Origin of the sequence: Brevibacillus sp. HB1.1 (assembly GCF_013332445.1) — a bacterium.
Taxonomy (GTDB): domain Bacteria; phylum Bacillota; class Bacilli; order Brevibacillales; family Brevibacillaceae; genus Brevibacillus; species Brevibacillus porteri.
This window is the reverse complement of the sequence record NZ_JABMIV010000013.1, coordinates 85,687-101,000: the sequence shown is the minus strand read 5'-3', so window position 1 is coordinate 101,000 and position 15,314 is coordinate 85,687. Positions and strand designations below refer to the sequence as shown.

Below are 15,314 nucleotides of genomic sequence, written 5' to 3'. Positions count from 1 at the left end.
TTTACATTATTTTTTATAATCCAAATGTCTCGTCACTTGTTTGTAACTCGTATCTAGTATGATAAAAGGGCAGGAAAACGGGGCAACTGCATTGCTCCTATTGTTAGCGCTTACACAAATCCTTTATTTTTTCATGGTGGGAGTGATCGTCATGGCCAAAATTTACACTTCGTACACGGACATCGTGGCTGATATTCACGATGGTGCCACTTTATTAGTGGGCGGCTTCGGACTGGTAGGAATTCCGGAGAATCTGATTATCGCCCTGCGAGACAAAGCAGTGAAAAACTTGACAGTCGTCTCAAATAATTGTGGGGTAGACGATTGGGGACTCGGTCTCCTTTTACGCGAAAAGCAAATCAAAAAAATGGTCTCCTCTTATGTGGGAGAAAATAAGGAATTCGAACGTCAATTTCTGTCCGGTGAGCTCGAAGTTGAGTTGACACCACAAGGGACGCTGGCGGAGAGAATTCGTGCAGGCGGAGCTGGCATTCCAGCATTCTATACCCCAGCTGGAGTCGGCACACCTATCGCTGAAGGACGGGAAACGCGCGATTTTGCAGGAAAAGAGTACCTGCTTGAATATGGCATCACGGGTGATTTCGCACTCATTAAAGCGTGGAAAGCTGACAAAATGGGTAATCTCGTCTTCCGCAAAACAGCCCAAAACTTCAATCCGATGATGGCAGCAGCCGGAAAAATCACCATCGTCGAAGTGGAAGAAATCGTAGAGACAGGTGAACTGGACCCTGAGCATATTCACACACCAAGTGTCTATGTGCAACGTGTGATACAGGCACCTTCGTTCGAAAAACGCATCGAACGACGCACTATCCGCTCGTAAACAGCAAAAGAGAGAACCGGATTACATTCAAGGGAGGAAAACACAGATGTCGCTTACACGTGAGCAAATCGCCACTCGTGCCGCCGGGGAAATAGAAGATGGCTTTTACGTTAACTTGGGGATTGGAATGCCCACGCTCGTCGCCAACTACATCCCGGAAGGAAAAACGGTCGTTCTGCAATCGGAAAACGGCTTGCTCGGAATTGGCCCTTACCCGACAGAGGAAAACCTCGATCCTGATCTAATCAACGCCGGAAAAGAAACCGTTACGGCTATTCCAGGTGCGGCCTACTTCTCCAGTGCTGAATCGTTTGCGATGATTCGCGGCGGCCATATCGACCTCGCTATTTTGGGGGCGATGGAGGTTTCTGCTGCGGGCGATCTCGCTAACTGGATGATTCCTGGCAAAATGGTCAAGGGCATGGGCGGTGCCATGGATCTCGTCCACGGCGCGAAAAAAATCGTCGTCATCATGGATCATGTCAACAAGCATGGTGAGACAAAAATCTTGAATGAATGTGCCCTGCCGCTTACTGGCAAGAAGGTTGTCAACCGTATCATTACGGACAGAGCTGTCATGGACGTAACACCAGACGGACTTGTCCTCGTCGAAGTAGCAGAAGGCTATACAGCCGAAGATATCCAAGCCTGCACGCAGCCTACTCTACTTATCTCTCCAGAACTGAAAACAATTGGGCTGTAACCTATTTTTCAGGTACAGAACCCCGTTAGTAAAATAGCCGACTTCATCGCAGCTGCGTGAAGTCGCTTTTTCTTTCCTTTTTTTGCTTGATGTGCGCACACTTGCGCAGTCGCCTCCTTCTCACCTTTTCGTATATAATATGGATGATCCATCAAATTTCCCAGTATCTGAGAGGAAGAGATTCCATGTCAGGAACAGTCGGTTGCTTACTCATCCATGGATTTGCCGGAGACATCAACGACATACTCCCACTCGCCAAAAAGCTCCGCGAGGCTGGCTATCACGTGGAATGCCCTACCTTGGAGGGTCATGGGACTACTCGTCGTCACATGGCAAAAAGCACCCGCCACGACTGGCTCCGCTCGGCAGAAGAAGGCTACAAGCGACTGGCCATGCGCGCTGACACCATCGTGGTCATCGGATTTTCCATGGGGGGACTGCTCGCCTTTCACTTGACGACGAAATACCCCGTCGCCCTACTGTTTACCCTCAACACTCCTTATAAATATTGGGATGTCAAAGAGGCGATGCACTATTTGCGTGAGGATTTCTCTACCCACTCCAAACGCTACATACATGGCATCGGCAGAATCCCTATTAGCAGCATGCTGCAATTTCGCAGGCTGTTGGCAGAAACGAAGCCGCTTTTGTCCAAAATTACGACGCCATACGTCCTGCTGCAAGCAAGGCGGGATGATACTGTCCACGCCGTGAGTGCACAAATACTCGCGACCAGTGTGGATGAAGCAGCTTCCCCGCACATTTCTTGGTACGAGAATTCCAATCATATGCTGCTGCATGGTCCTGATAAAGAGGCTGCGATTGCCCACGTCATGGCCACGATCAAGAGACGTTTTCCATCTTGATCAGCTTCGGTCGGCCCAACCAGGCGAGTGCAAGCATAAACAGCACAATAGCAATTCCGATGTACATCACACTCAGTCCTACATGTTCATCCAGCCAAAAGGCAAGGAGCGGCCCCAACGCCGCGCCCAGATCGCTCACGACTGAATATTGTGTCATCCATGCATGGCTGTTGGCCTGTCTCGCTGCTACATCCGCCGCGAGTGTATCCAGCACAGTCGTGATAATCGTCGCGGTCAACTGAATGCCGAATAAAATGGCAAACCATATCACGAGTGCGTTCGTTCCTTGCAGGCGTGTCGTTCCCTGCAACGCAGCAAAGAGAAACGAAGCGACAAGCAAAGTCACGATGAACATTTTCGTCCTGCCATGCTTGTCAGACAATGTACCAACTAACGGGGCAGCCCATGGTTCCCATCCCCAGCGTATGCCTTGTACCAGACTCGCAATGACTGCTGCCCCTAACACGACTCCGCCGACCACAATAAATGGATCGCGCACTTCGACCACTCTACTTAACGTGGAGGTAAATATCCCTTGGTACACCATCGTGACGAGTAGTGCCGTAATCATCGTCATCAGCACCGCTCCCTGATTCCACATACGTTTTCCTGTTACCATCCGATTCACGCCTGTCTGATCCTGACTGGTAAAGGAAGGCCGTATATAGCGAAAAACGAGAATCGCTGCAAACAAGGAAGGCACCGCGAGAGCGATGGAAGCAACAGACAGCCCGTACCAAGAAGCCAGAATTGCTCCGACCAACATACCCCCGAGGCTCCCTAATCGATACAGTCCGTTGTACAAACCCATGAGCTGCCCGCGATTATGCCCTTCGGAAACACTCACGATCAAGGAATACGCACCTAGCCTTAAAAATGTCCAAGCCACTCCCCACAAGCATCGCATCACAAGCCACAGCCAAAATCCTTCCAAGCTGTACGAAAGCGTCGTTAGAAAAGCCAGCCCCACTGCCAAAATCAAACCCGTACGTCCTCCTGAGCGCTCATACCATTTTCCAACAAGGGGCCCGAGTGGTACACGGATGAAGCGGTTCACCGCCAGCAATACCCCTACTTCCCACAACGAAGTTAACCCCGCCTCTTTCCAGAAAAGAGGAAGCACCACATACAGCATCGAATCTCCTATCATACATAATGCTGTCACCAGTGCGACTGCGACGACTTGTGTCTTTCCACTGACCTCTCTCATCTCCTGATCCTTCTCTCTACTCGTTTTCTGTCTTTCTGAGCTATACCTTACGCGCAATCACTCATCATTTCTAATACATCTTTATCTACAACTCATAAACAAAAGTTATGAATCGAGGTACAGAATGAACTTACATGCACTCCGCATTTTTGTAGAAGTAGCGTCACGAGGTAGTGTCACCGAGGCAGCAATCGCACTCTCGATCAGCCAACCTGCCGTCAGTGCCCAAATCCGCAAGCTCGAAAATGAATTGGGCATGACCTTACTCGTCCCGGATGGTCGCGGCATTTCTCTCACCTATGAGGGGCGTTTTCTTTTTGAAAAAGCACGCCGCATTTACGACTGGGAACGCGAAATCGAAACACAGCTGACAGAGATGAAGCAAGGGAAGAAAGGAAAGCTCCGCATTGCTTCTACCTTTCTCCCCTCCCATTATCTCGTGCCACAGTGGCTGGCTCAGTACAAACGCGATTATGAAGGGGTTGATGTGGAAATTCGCACGCGTAATTCTATGCAATCCATTGAACTGCTCCTTAGCTGTGAGGTCGATGTGGCCGTCATTATCAAGGAATCGTGGGATGAGCTGCCTATCAATCGGCATCATTTGATGGATGTGCCTTATTGGTTTATATTGCCTGCTGATCATCCGCTTGCAGGAAAAAAGATCAGTATGGAGCAGCTCGTGGAGGAGCCGTTTTTGTTGCGGGAACAAGGCAGTTCTACCCGCGATTGGCTTTTTGCTCTCTGTCGCGAGCACGGTGTGAAACGTCCACAGGTCGGTATGCAGTATCACGGTCTGGTCGAATCTATCCACTCCGTCCGGGCGGGATATGGGACGATGTTGGCTCCTGCTCTGGCCGTTAGGGAAATGGTAGAGCGAGGGGAGGTCGGTCGAGTAACCGTGCCAGGCGTAGAGATCAAGCGTCCCCTGTATGTCTGCACGCGTGATGATGAGACAGATCAGCGGCCTGTTGTGGCTCAGTTTTTGGATTTGCTAAAGCGTGAGAGGTCTTCGTGAATGCAGCCTTCTTCCAGAAAACACGCAAAAAAAGAGGCTCTTCCTCGAAGGAATAGCCTCTTCTTATCCGCAATGCTTATGGGAACACAATTGTTTTGTTGCCGTACACCAGCACCCGATCCTCCAGATGCCAACGAACCGCACGCGCCAACACTGTACGCTCTACCTGACGTCCCAGCTGCTTCAGTGCCTCGACGTCCTCTTGATGCGATACACGTTGAACGTCTTGCTCGATAATCGGCCCTGCGTCCAGCTCTTCTGTGACGTAATGAGCAGTCGCCCCGATCAGCTTCACGCCGCGACGATACGCCTGCTCGTAAGGCTTCGCTCCGACAAAGGCTGGGAGGAAGGAATGGTGGATATTGATAATCCGCATCGCATAGTCATCCAAAAAGCGCGGAGACAAAATCTGCATGTAGCGAGCCAGAACGATCAGATCAACGCCCTCTGCTGCTGCCAGCTGCGCTTCTTCTGCCTGCGGCTTGTTATCCTTCGTAACGGCGATGCAACGATACGGAATACCGAAGGACTCGACAGTCTCCTGCATGTCAGGATGGTTGCTGACGACAACCGCGATATCCGCGAACAGCTCCCCAGACTTCCAGCGCCACAAGAGCTCCAAAAGACAGTGATCTTCTTTGGAAACAAACAACGCGACCTTCTTGCGCTTGTTCGCTTCAACCAAGGACCATTCCATGCCAAAGCTCTCGGCTACAGGGATGAATGCTTTCTTGATCTCTTCACAGCGCTCGTCCAGATTAATGAGATCGAATTCAATGCGCATGAAAAACCGGCCTGTTTCCGGATCGGTCGTGTACTGGTCAGATTGAACGATGTTTGCTCCTTGTTGGAACAAGAAGTTCGACACCGCCGCGACGATACCCGCGCGGTCCGGGCAAGAAATCAGCATGCGCGCACGATCTTTGTTTTTCTCTCGATACGCGAGCCATTCTCTCTCTGATAACAATTGCATGGTTTACTCTCCTCCATCATAAAAAACAGCAAAAAGTTGTTTGCAATTATACCATTCCCAGAAGAGATTTCTATACCCAAATCGAGAGAAAAATGTTCACTTATCGATAAAAATTTTTAGATAGAGTGATTTCCAATCCCGTTTAGCAAAATATCTACGGTCAGGGCGATTTGCTCGTCGTCGCTGAACTGTGTAAATTCATCGGTATCCAAAACTTGCCGGAACAAAACGAGTCCGATCATCGAGGACAGGATCGCCCGAAAGACAGCCTGCGTCGGGAGCGGACGCAATTCGCCCACATCTACCTTTGCCTCGATCAGCTTATTTGCCATCTCCTTCACACCTGTAAAAACTGTAGCGATTAGTGCTTCTCTGATTTCGTCGTGGAAAAAGGCTTCTTGCAGCAAAATGCGAATATGCTTTTCATTCGCCAGCACCAAATCGATCCGGTTTCGATATAGCTCTGTCACGATTTGGGAGAATGTTTTTTTATTCTGCTCTTTGAAGATCTCACGGACATCCTTCAAAATGAACGGTGCCGCGAATTTGACCAACACAGGTGCTACGACGGCAAGTAAAATATCCTTTTTCGATTTGTAGTGGCGAAAAATCGTTCCCTCTGCCACTCCTGCTTCTTTGGCAATTTCAGAGGTTGAGCTGGCATGAAAGCCTTTTTCGGCGAACAGCTTCACTGATGCACGTAAAATATTGCGCTGCTTCTCCGTCATCTCACTCTCGTCTTTCAACTCTTCTACATATTGCAACAGGCCTTCTACAAATGTTGGCGGCTTGTTCATCCTTCTATTACGCTCCTCTTATTCGATCTTCTTGCGGAATCGCAGGATCGCGACGGTCAGGATCAAGAGACAAAAGCTGCTCATTCCGACGACATCCTTCCAGAGCGCATCGATGTCCACGCCCTTTAAGAAAATTCCTCGCAAGATTTCCAGAAAATAGGTCAACGGGACGAGCCCGCCTAACCATTGTATCACGAGCGGCATTGAATCGCGCGGGAACATAAAGCCGGAGAGAAGCACGCTGGGCAGGATAAAGGCGAATGCCATTTGCATCGCTTGAAGCTGGGTCTTTGCCACCGTAGAAATGAAAATGCCCAAAAGAAGCGTCGTCACCAAAAACAAGACAGACAACGTCACCAGAAGCGAAATGCTGCCTTTGACCGGAACCCCGAACCAATACGTTCCAACCAATAGCACCAGACAAAACGAAAAGAGACCTACACCTACATAGGGGGTAATTTTGCCGAGCATCAGCTCCAATGGGCGTATCGGAGTCACGATTAACTGCTCCATCGTTCCCCGCTCCTTCTCTCGTACGAGGGAAAATGCCGTCAGAATCATCGTGACGTTTTGCATAATCAAGCCGATCAGGCCGGGAATATTGAAGACAATACTCTCCATATTAGGGTTAAACAGCACGCGTGTATCCAAGCCGAGTGGCTGTTCCAGCTCCCCCAAGCCTTGTTTTTGCAGCTTTATTTCCTGCAACGTGATCGCTTGATGTTGAACGATCAACTGAGCTTGAGAAGTGGCAGTCCGGGCGATATTCGGATCGGAACCATTAATAAGCATCTGCACATCTACTGGCTCGTTGCGATCACGCTTGCGGGTGTAGTCTGGCCCGATAATGAGCGCTACATTTACGGAGCCATCGTCTAACATGGCTTCGATCTCCTTGTAGCCACTTACATGGGCTGCCACCTCGAATACACGTGTATTGACGAACTGATCCACCAGCTCTCGGCTGGCAGCAGAAGGGCTTTGATTCCAGACTGCCATTTGGATGTCATTGACGTCTGTGTTGACCGCATATCCGAACAAAAACAACAGCATCAGCGGCATGACCAGTGCAATCGCCAGACTGGGACGATCTCGCTTGATTTGGATGACTTCCTTCTTCACGACAGACCAGTAACGCTCCCAGACAAAATGCCTCATCGGACTCCCTCCTCCGCCGCCTGTCTGGCTTCCTCCTGCCTAACCAAATCAATGAAGACATCCTCCAGATTGCCTACTCCCATACGATCAATCAATTCTTGGGGAGTGCCTTCCGCCAGCAGATTGCCAAAAAAGATAAAGCCAATCCAATCGCATGTCTGTGCCTCATCCATGTAGTGTGTGGTCACCAGCACCGTGATCCCCTGTCTCGCCAGCGCATGAATGACGTCCCAAAAAATCCGGCGGGAAACAGGATCGACTCCTGCTGTCGGTTCGTCCAAAATCAACAGCTCCGGCTTGTGCAAAAGAGCGCAGGAGAGCGCGAGGCGTTGCTTCCATCCCCCTGACAGCGAACCCGCAAGCTGCTTTTCCCTGCCGGTCAAGCCTGCCATCTCAATCAGTTCCGTTTTCCGCTGCTTACGTTCTGCGCTGTTTAATTGATAAACTCCGGCATAAAAATCGAGATTCTCTTCTACTGTCAAATCTTCATACAGGCTGAACTTTTGTGACATATACCCGATCCGTTGCTTGATTTCCTCGCTCTGTGTCATGACGTCGAAGCCAAGTACCGTCCCCTTTCCCGTCGTCGGGGTCAACAAACCGCAAAGCATCCGGATTGTGGTCGATTTCCCTGAGCCATTCGGACCCAAAAAACCGTAAATCGAACCTCTCGGAACCGTCAGCGTCAAGCTGTTCACAGCTACTCGCTCTCCGAAACGCTTCGTCAATTGCTCGCATTGGATAGCGGCGTTCATTGACCTCCCTCCTCGTCTGCAAGGAGCACATCGGCAGGCATACCTGGTTTGATTTTGTCGAGTCCTTCTGTGATGTGTATCGTAACAGCGAACACAAGCTTGGTGCGTTCATCTGGCGTCTGTACATTTTTCGGCGTGAACTCTGCTTTTTCTGAGATGCGACTGATCGTTCCCGTAAAGGTCTCCTCAGGATAGGCATCCACCTTGATGCCAACCTCTTGCCCTTTTTTCACCCGATTCAATTGTGCTTCCGGGATGTACACGACGAGCTCGAGCAGATTTGGCTTCATCATCGTAAACAAGGTAGCGCCTGTTTTGGCTACTTCCCCTTGTTCGATAGAGGAGCGCAAGAGAGTACCATCGTCTGTTGCAGTAATCTTGGACTTTTCCAACTGCAATAAGGCTTGATCCAGTTTCGCTTTCGCCTGCTGCTGGGTGGCGAGCATTGCCCGAATTGCGTAATCGGTACTTCCTTCCTTCACCTGATCGAGATCCGCCTGCGCTCCGGCTTGCGCGGCTTGTGCTGTACCGATTTGGGCCGCAGCAGCAGCGATGTCTTCTTGTGCAGAGCGATACTGTGCCTGTGTCTGAGCTACTTGTGCCGTCCATTGATCTGCCTGCGTTTTTGCCTGATTCACTGCTTCTTTTTGCGTGTCGAGGTCTTTGGCAGAGATTGCTCCTTTTTCGAAGAGCGCTGTTGCTTCCTCGAGTCTTTTTTGTTGATACAAAAGGGTCTGCTGCGCCCCCTGCCATTGCGATTCTGCCTGCGTCATCTGCTCAGTCGCTCGTGCTTTTCCTGCTTCCGCCTGATTTTTTCTCGCTTGTGCCAGTTGGATATTCGCATTTGCTTGCTGGACGTTGGCCATGTTTCTTTGGATCGTCGTGTCGCGTGAACCAGCTCTCGCCTCTTCTAGTCTAGCTGTCGCTTGGTCCAATGCTGCCTGTGCTTCTGCCACAGTAATTAGGTAGCTTCGTTTATCGATTTGGGCTAGCACTTGTCCTTTCTTTACTGCACTTCCCTCTTCTGCCGTAACGTTTGTCACCAATCCGCCTACTTCCGCTACGATCGGCAGCTCGATGGCCTCAATTGTGCCGGACAGAGACGGATGATTTTCGGATGTCCAATTGCAGCCCGACAATGCCAGTAACAGTCCCCCGATACATATAGAGCGAACAACTGGTTTCATAAACGCTTCCCCCTACCTACGTAATAGAGTGAGTAATCACTTTCTTTTTATGAGAAAAAAGCAAGCCACAGAACCAGGCTCTAGATGATCTTTTTGATTAGCGAGTGATTACTCACTTTTAATTGTGAGTATATGCTCCTCTTTTACGAAATGCAATTCCTTTTTCTAGAATGCGCAATCGAAAAGAAACCCTGTCTGATTATTCATGCTATGATGAAGACAAGTCCGTTGGCATCGTGTATCAGATACCGTCGGGATGGAAAGGATTAGGAGCATCGGGTTTTTAACTACCATGTAGGGAGTGAAAATGTCTATGATGATTAGCAAAGTCGGTCAAATCATGCTGTATGTCAATAACCAGGATCAAGCAGTGAGCTTTTGGACAGAAAAACTAGGGTTTCGTGTTGTTTCAGAAGAGAAAAACGGTGAAATGAGATGGATTGAAATTGCTCCCGCACAAGGCGCTGAAACAAGCATCGTTCTGCACAATAAGGAATGGGTTGCGAAAATGTCGCCCGGAATGAATCTTGGCACTCCTTCGCTCCTGCTCTTTTCGGAAAATATCGAGGACTTGCGTAACGACCTCATGAATAAAAATGTGAAGGTTGGAGACATTGTTACGATGCCTTCGGGCCGCGTCTTTAACTTCGCAGACGATGAAGAAAATTACTTTGCTGTGCTGGAGAAAAAGTAAATATAATGAGGCGGCTGACTTGAATGGTCGGCCGCCTTTTGTTTCATGCTTTTGTTTCATGCCTCTTTAATCGAACTTTAATTTGGACAGGGCGTCTTTCAATGCTGAGTTGATTCCTTCGTCCTGTTCCTTGTCTTGCCCCTTCAAATACTTGGTTACTTCTTTCTTCGAAACCTTGCTGCCCTTTTCCTTATCGCGACGCTCCTGGAAGGTCTTCAGTTTCTCCTTGTGCCCACAACCGCAGACAAAGGTTTGTCCTTCCCCTTCTCCGCGCAGCTCCAATCTTTTGTGGCATTTTGGACATCTGGCATTGGTCTGCTTGGCAATGCTTTTGCGATAGCCGCATTCCCGATCCTGGCACACCTGCATTTTGCCGCGCTTTCCGTTTACCTCCAGCAAAAACTTATTGCACTCCGGGCACCTGCTTCTGGTCAGGTTGTCGTGCCGGAAAGTCTGATCGCTGTTCTTGATCTGTTGGACGACTTCTTTGGCGTACGATTTCATCTCTTCGATAAACGCTCGCTTGTTCAAGCTTCCCTTGGCGATGGCACCGAGCTTTTGCTCCCATTGGGCGGTCAAGGTCGGCGACTGCATTTCATCTGGGACGAGCTCTAGCAATTGCTTAGCTTTTGCGGTGACAAAAAGATGCTTGCCGCGCTTTTCTAGCAAAAAGCTGTTGAACAGCTTCTCGATCACATCCGCGCGTGTGGCTACCGTACCCAGTCCGCCCGTTTCCCCAATCGTTTTGATCAAATCCTTGCTCTCGTTCGCCATGTATTTCGCCGGATTTTCCATCGCAGACAGCAGACTCGCTTCTGTGAAAGGCTCTGGCGGCTTCGTTTCGCCCTTAGTCTGGGATATCGACTGGATGTGCAGGCGATCTCCTTTGGCTAGAGAAGGCAGAATCTGTTCCTTTACGTCATCCTTCGCATCGTCTTCTTCTACATCGTGGTCATACGCCTCTCTCCAGCCTTGGGAGAGCACGGTTTTTCCTTTTGCCAGGAACGTTTCATTCCCGATTTTCGTCTGGATGGTCGTTTGCTCGTATTCGAAGGCAGGCAGCAGAACAGCCAGGAAGCGTTTCACGATGAGGTCAAAAATCTTGCGCTCCTTATCGCTCAAATCACCGAGAAAAACAGCTTGCTCTGTGGGGATGATCGCATGATGGTCCGATACTTTGCTGTCATCCACGAACGATTTGTTCGCTTTGATCGGCGCACGCAGGATTCTGGCAGCGAGAGGCGCATATGGCTTCATTTGGACAGCCTTGATTCGATCCGGCAGCGTCTCGACGATATCAGCAGAGAGATAGCGAGAGTCTGTTCGTGGATACGTCACGGCCTTGTGATGCTCATATAGCCCTTGCATGATGGACAGCGTCTGCTTTGGTGAGTAGCCAAACATCCGGTTGGCATCCCGTTGCAGCTCCGTCAAATCGTACAGCTGTGGAGCATACGTCTTTTTGTGTGCACGAGTAATCTCGATGACTTCTGCGCTTTTCTCCTGTTTGAGCGAAGCTGTGAGCTGATCCGCTTTCTCCTTGGAAAACGTTTTGACATCCTTCGTTTGCTGATCTTGCCATTGGAGTTGAATCGGACCTTGGGCCACCGCAGACAGCCCGTAAAATGGCTTGGGTGTAAAGCGACGAATCTCCTCTTCTCGCGATGCCACAATAGCGAGTGTTGGCGTCTGGACTCGACCGCATGAGAGCTGTGCGTTATGCTTGCACGTCAAAGCGCGGGTGGCATTGATTCCTACGAGCCAGTCTGCTTCTGCACGAGCAGCAGCGGAGGCAAACAAGTTTTCATAGTTTTTGCCGTCCTTTAGATTGCGGAAGCCTTCACGGATCGCCTTATCTGTCACCGAGGAAATCCACAAACGCTTGATTGGTTTATTCACGTGCACCAGCTCGAGAATCCACCGGGCAACGAGCTCTCCTTCACGCCCTGCATCCGTCGCAATGACGATCTGCCCGACATCGTTGCGACGCAATTGTTGTTTGACGACTTGGAATTGCTTGTTGCTTTCCTTGATCACGACCAAGCGCAATGGGGACGGCATAATCGGCAAATCCTCGATTCGCCACGAACTGAATTGCTGCCCGTACGCTTCAGGATCAGCGAGAGTGACCAAATGCCCAAGCGCCCACGTTACGATATATTTATCTCCTTCAAAAAAGCCGTTTCCTTTTTTGTGACACTGCAATACTTTCGCAATGTCGCGTCCAACCGAAGGCTTTTCTGCCAGTACAACTGTTTTACTCATGTACGACATCCTTTCAAACCAATTCAACAATCTGTATCCATTGTAAACAAAAAAGCAGGAAGAAGGGGCTTTTAAATGTTCCGAGATCATAAAGTTTTAGACGAATTGGAAAAAACTTCATAAGGCTCCTTGACCATTACGTAACGTAACGGTTTATAGTGAAGTCACCGGTGAAACGCTAGCGACCCAGAAAGGGGCTGATCATGAAGCAACAGTGGAAAGTAGGAGAACTTGCGAAAATGGCGGGTATTACGATACGAACTTTGCGTTTTTACGATCAGATAGGCTTGTTTTCACCATCCGGCTATTCGCCATCCGGATACAGACTCTACACCGAAAAGGACATTTCACGTCTACAGCAAATTTTGTCCTTAAAGGAATTGGGGCTATCGCTGGAGCAGATTAAAGCCGTTATGGCCGGAGACCAACTCAGCCTGTCAGACATTGTTACCATTCAAATAGATAGCCTGAAAGAAAGTATCCGCATGCAGCAGAAACTCTTGCACGAGCTTGAGAATGTATCGAGTCGGATGCAAAGGAACGAACCGTTTACCGTTGAGCATTTCATGAACATCATACGGACGATGAGAATGAAGCATGAGAAATTTTTCGCCGAGAGAAAATCGAGTATGGATCACCACCTCGATCGACTTGGTGAATATTTAGACGAGCATCCGGAAGAACCCGGATAAGGAGGTTTCGACTGTGAGTGAACGATCTGCCAAACATTCCACATTTGTTATCGAAAGGAACTATAAACATGCCCCTGCCCGTGTATTCGCTGCATGGGCGGGTCAAGCAGCCAAAGCCAGCTGGTTTCCTAAAGCCGAAGAGTTCGACTTCCGCGTCGGCGGACGCGAATTCAATCGCGGTGGTCCGCCTGGGGGACCCGTTTACACATTCGATGCCTTCTATCAGGAGATCGTTCAGAATAGGCGAATTGTATACTCATATACGCTGGACATGGAAGACAAGCGGGTGTCTGTCTCCGTGACCACGGTGGAATTCGATTCCGTGGACGGCGGCACGCGCTTGATCTATACCGAGCAGGGCGTTTTTCTTGACGATCTCGATACGGCTGAACAGCGTGAGCACGGAACAAAGGTGATGTTAGATCGGCTCGGAGAGGTTCTGGACGGCCAATGAAAGATGCTGCAATTGAATCGAATATCCGGGCCGGTTTGAACGAATGGATTGGGCTTGCCGTGCTTTCTTTGCCTGCCTTGCTCGTTTCGGTTGACTTGTCCGTCATGATTCTTGCACTTCCTCACATCAGCGTCTCTCTCGGCGCTGACAGTACAGAGCAGCTATGGATCATGGACATTTACGGCTTCATGCTCTCGGGTTTTTTGATCACGATGGGCTCGCTCGGAGATCGGCTCGGCCGCCGTAAGTTACTGATGATCGGCGCAGCGGCATTCGGTTCGGCATCGGTGTTGGCCGCTTACTCCAGCACCTCTGGAATGTTGATTGCAGCACGGGCGCTACTCGGCATAGCCGGGGCGATGATATCGCCTTCGTCCCTGGCATTGATCAGCAATATGTTCCGCGACCATAAGCAACGTTCCCTCGCCATAGGCATATGGTTCATGTGCTCCATGGGAGGCATGGCGCTTGGCCCAGTAGTCGGCGGGATGATGCTGGAGCATTTTTCATGGGGTTCGATTTTTCTACTCGGGGTTCCAGTCATGGCGCTGCTGTTGTTGACTGCATCCCATCTTCTGCCAGAATATCGGGATCCCGCACCTGGTCATTTGGATATGACTAGCGTCATGCTGTCGATGTGCACCATTCTACCGGCAATATACGGCCTAAAGGAAATCGCTAAGCAAGGTCTACATATCTTGCCGCTCATTGCCATCGTGGCAGGTGTTGTTTTCGGGACGTTATTCGTAAGACGGCAGCAACGGTTGGACAGTCCGCTAATGGATTTGCGCCTATTCGCAACCCCCGCCTTCAGCACAGCACTGGGCGGCATGTTCGGCATCACATTGACAGGCGCTTCCATGCTCTTCATCGCACAGCATCTTCAATTCGTGGAAGGACTATCGCCGTTTGCGGCAGCGATGTGCATGCTCCCGGGAGTGGTTGCGTCGATGGCAGGCATGTTGTTGTCGCCGATCATCGCTCGGCGGGTCCGACCGTCGCTCCTTATCGGGGCAGGCCTTGCCGTCTCGGCGACTGGTTGTATTCTACTGTCCCAGGTAGGAGCGGGATCCGGACTCTCTACCCTGATCGTCGGTTATATCTTTTTTAATATGGGAGCAGCCCCGTTTGCGAGCTTGTCCAGCGATCTAATTATCGGCTCAGCCCCTCCTGCGAAAGCGGGTTCGGCGGCGTCCTTGCTGCAAACGAGCGGTGAATTCGCATTCGCACTGGGTATCGCTGTATTAGGCAGCATTGGAACGTACGTGTACCGCACTCAAATTGCCGGCTTCATACCGGGAGATGTTACGACCTCCACATCCGCAGCCTCCCGCGAAAGTCTCGCTGGGGCAGTCTCGGCAGCTAAAGCTTTACCCGAACCTATTCGTTCAACACTTCTTCATGGCGCCCAGATAGCATTTACCGACAGCATGCATGCTGTTGTGGCCGTTAGTGGCGGGCTCATGATCGCTATCGCCATACTCACCGTGATCAAGCTTCGGCATATCCCCCGCATCGGGCAGAAAACACCAGGTGAGATGTAATTGTCTGCGGCAGTCAAGGACTTAATTTTCTCGTCCTAGGCTGCCGCTGTCTCATGGATGCGAGACAACCTTTTCATAAACGCAAGCGCACCAATCGGCAATTCAATTCAAGCAACCCTGTAACGATTGTAAACAAAAAAGCCGTAGGAGGGGA

The 15,314-nt window shown here is 50.2% G+C and carries 15 protein-coding genes; 8 read left to right on the top strand and 7 right to left on the bottom strand.

What is annotated here, in order from left to right; all coding sequences use genetic code 11:
* The first annotated feature begins 151 nt into the window (after positions 1-151).
* The 3 genes from HPY27_RS26045 to HPY27_RS26035 all read left to right on the top strand — a co-directional run bounded on the left by HPY27_RS26045 (position 152) and on the right by HPY27_RS26035 (position 2,413).
* Entirely contained in the window at positions 152-844 is a 693-nt protein-coding gene (locus tag HPY27_RS26045) for a CoA transferase subunit A (RefSeq protein ID WP_174226336.1), read from the top strand.
* 46 nt (positions 845-890) lie between these two features.
* Positions 891-1,547, top strand: coding sequence for a CoA transferase subunit B (locus HPY27_RS26040; RefSeq protein ID WP_048034676.1), 657 nt, complete (start codon positions 891-893; stop codon positions 1,545-1,547).
* 101 nt (positions 1,548-1,648) lie between these two features.
* Positions 1,649-2,413, top strand: a complete 765-nt coding sequence (locus HPY27_RS26035; RefSeq protein WP_174226335.1) for an alpha/beta hydrolase — start codon at positions 1,649-1,651, stop codon at positions 2,411-2,413.
* Here the strand turns inward: HPY27_RS26035 and HPY27_RS26030 are convergent.
* Positions 2,391-3,623 carry an MFS transporter gene (locus HPY27_RS26030; protein ID WP_174226334.1) on the bottom strand — a complete coding sequence of 411 codons (1,233 nt, stop codon included), beginning with the start codon at positions 3,621-3,623 and terminating at the stop codon, positions 2,391-2,393. The genes HPY27_RS26035 and HPY27_RS26030 overlap by 23 nt on opposite strands.
* 124 nt (positions 3,624-3,747) lie before the next feature.
* Here HPY27_RS26030 and HPY27_RS26025 point away from each other — a divergent pair, with 124 nt between their 5' ends.
* Complete coding sequence (locus HPY27_RS26025; RefSeq protein WP_174226333.1) at positions 3,748-4,641, top strand: LysR family transcriptional regulator; 894 nt, start codon at positions 3,748-3,750, stop codon at positions 4,639-4,641.
* Positions 4,642-4,717: 76 nt separating this feature from the next.
* On the opposite strand, the gene purU is transcribed toward HPY27_RS26025, so the two are convergent.
* The 5 genes from purU to HPY27_RS26000 form a co-directional block, all read right to left on the bottom strand.
* Positions 4,718-5,614 (bottom strand): formyltetrahydrofolate deformylase, encoded by an 897-nt coding sequence (gene purU, locus HPY27_RS26020; RefSeq protein ID WP_017251536.1) that lies wholly within the window; start codon positions 5,612-5,614, stop codon positions 4,718-4,720.
* Positions 5,615-5,730: 116 nt separating this feature from the next.
* On the bottom strand, positions 5,731-6,411 hold the full coding sequence (locus tag HPY27_RS26015; RefSeq protein WP_017251537.1) for a TetR/AcrR family transcriptional regulator: 681 nt from the start codon (positions 6,409-6,411) through the stop codon (positions 5,731-5,733).
* A gap of 18 nt (positions 6,412-6,429) precedes the next feature.
* Complete coding sequence (locus HPY27_RS26010; RefSeq protein ID WP_174226332.1) at positions 6,430-7,569, bottom strand: ABC transporter permease; 1,140 nt, start codon at positions 7,567-7,569, stop codon at positions 6,430-6,432.
* Positions 7,566-8,324: an ABC transporter ATP-binding protein gene (locus HPY27_RS26005; protein WP_017251539.1), complete on the bottom strand. Its 759-nt coding sequence runs from the start codon at positions 8,322-8,324 to the stop codon at positions 7,566-7,568. The genes HPY27_RS26010 and HPY27_RS26005 overlap by 4 nt, the downstream gene beginning before the upstream one ends.
* Positions 8,321-9,511, bottom strand: a complete 1,191-nt coding sequence (locus HPY27_RS26000; protein WP_017251540.1) for an HlyD family secretion protein — start codon at positions 9,509-9,511, stop codon at positions 8,321-8,323. The genes HPY27_RS26005 and HPY27_RS26000 overlap by 4 nt, the downstream gene beginning before the upstream one ends.
* Positions 9,512-9,827: 316 nt before the next feature.
* Between HPY27_RS26000 and HPY27_RS25995 the strand changes: the two genes are divergently transcribed.
* Positions 9,828-10,205: a VOC family protein gene (locus HPY27_RS25995; RefSeq protein ID WP_026043325.1), complete on the top strand. Its 378-nt coding sequence runs from the start codon at positions 9,828-9,830 to the stop codon at positions 10,203-10,205.
* Between the two features lie 66 nt (positions 10,206-10,271).
* Here the strand turns inward: HPY27_RS25995 and HPY27_RS25990 are convergent, their stop codons facing one another.
* The gene (locus HPY27_RS25990; RefSeq protein ID WP_173622863.1) at positions 10,272-12,470 is read right to left on the bottom strand and encodes a DNA topoisomerase III; all 2,199 of its coding nucleotides are present in this window, start codon (positions 12,468-12,470) and stop codon (positions 10,272-10,274) included.
* 203 nt (positions 12,471-12,673) lie between these two features.
* On the opposite strand from HPY27_RS25990, the gene HPY27_RS25985 reads away from it, so the two are divergent.
* Genes HPY27_RS25985 through HPY27_RS25975 form a run of 3 tightly spaced genes read left to right on the top strand, consistent with a single transcriptional unit; the run spans position 12,674 to position 15,160 of the window.
* Positions 12,674-13,162, top strand: a complete 489-nt coding sequence (locus HPY27_RS25985; RefSeq protein WP_017251543.1) for a MerR family transcriptional regulator — start codon at positions 12,674-12,676, stop codon at positions 13,160-13,162.
* A gap of 13 nt (positions 13,163-13,175) precedes the next feature.
* Positions 13,176-13,616: an SRPBCC family protein gene (locus HPY27_RS25980; protein WP_017251544.1), complete on the top strand. Its 441-nt coding sequence runs from the start codon at positions 13,176-13,178 to the stop codon at positions 13,614-13,616.
* A complete protein-coding gene (locus HPY27_RS25975; protein WP_100169708.1) occupies positions 13,613-15,160 on the top strand; it encodes an MFS transporter in 1,548 nt (515 codons plus the stop codon). The genes HPY27_RS25980 and HPY27_RS25975 overlap by 4 nt, the downstream gene beginning before the upstream one ends.
* Positions 15,161-15,314: the final 154 nt, after the last annotated feature.

Coding starts and splice junctions, on each gene's coding strand:
- HPY27_RS25995 (WP_026043325.1), top strand. CDS start 9,828: ATGATTAGCAAAGTCGGTCAAATCATGCTGTATGTCAATAACCAGGAT.
- HPY27_RS26045 (WP_174226336.1), top strand. CDS start 152: ATGGCCAAAATTTACACTTCGTACACGGACATCGTGGCTGATATTCAC.
- HPY27_RS26030 (WP_174226334.1), bottom strand. CDS start 3,623: ATGAGAGAGGTCAGTGGAAAGACACAAGTCGTCGCAGTCGCACTGGTG.
- HPY27_RS25990 (WP_173622863.1), bottom strand. CDS start 12,470: ATGAGTAAAACAGTTGTACTGGCAGAAAAGCCTTCGGTTGGACGCGAC.
- HPY27_RS25975 (WP_100169708.1), top strand. CDS start 13,613: ATGAAAGATGCTGCAATTGAATCGAATATCCGGGCCGGTTTGAACGAA.
- HPY27_RS26025 (WP_174226333.1), top strand. CDS start 3,748: ATGAACTTACATGCACTCCGCATTTTTGTAGAAGTAGCGTCACGAGGT.
- HPY27_RS25985 (WP_017251543.1), top strand. CDS start 12,674: ATGAAGCAACAGTGGAAAGTAGGAGAACTTGCGAAAATGGCGGGTATT.
- HPY27_RS26000 (WP_017251540.1), bottom strand. CDS start 9,511: ATGAAACCAGTTGTTCGCTCTATATGTATCGGGGGACTGTTACTGGCA.
- purU (WP_017251536.1), bottom strand. CDS start 5,614: ATGCAATTGTTATCAGAGAGAGAATGGCTCGCGTATCGAGAGAAAAAC.
- HPY27_RS26040 (WP_048034676.1), top strand. CDS start 891: ATGTCGCTTACACGTGAGCAAATCGCCACTCGTGCCGCCGGGGAAATA.
- HPY27_RS26015 (WP_017251537.1), bottom strand. CDS start 6,411: ATGAACAAGCCGCCAACATTTGTAGAAGGCCTGTTGCAATATGTAGAA.
- HPY27_RS26010 (WP_174226332.1), bottom strand. CDS start 7,569: ATGAGGCATTTTGTCTGGGAGCGTTACTGGTCTGTCGTGAAGAAGGAA.
- HPY27_RS26005 (WP_017251539.1), bottom strand. CDS start 8,324: ATGAACGCCGCTATCCAATGCGAGCAATTGACGAAGCGTTTCGGAGAG.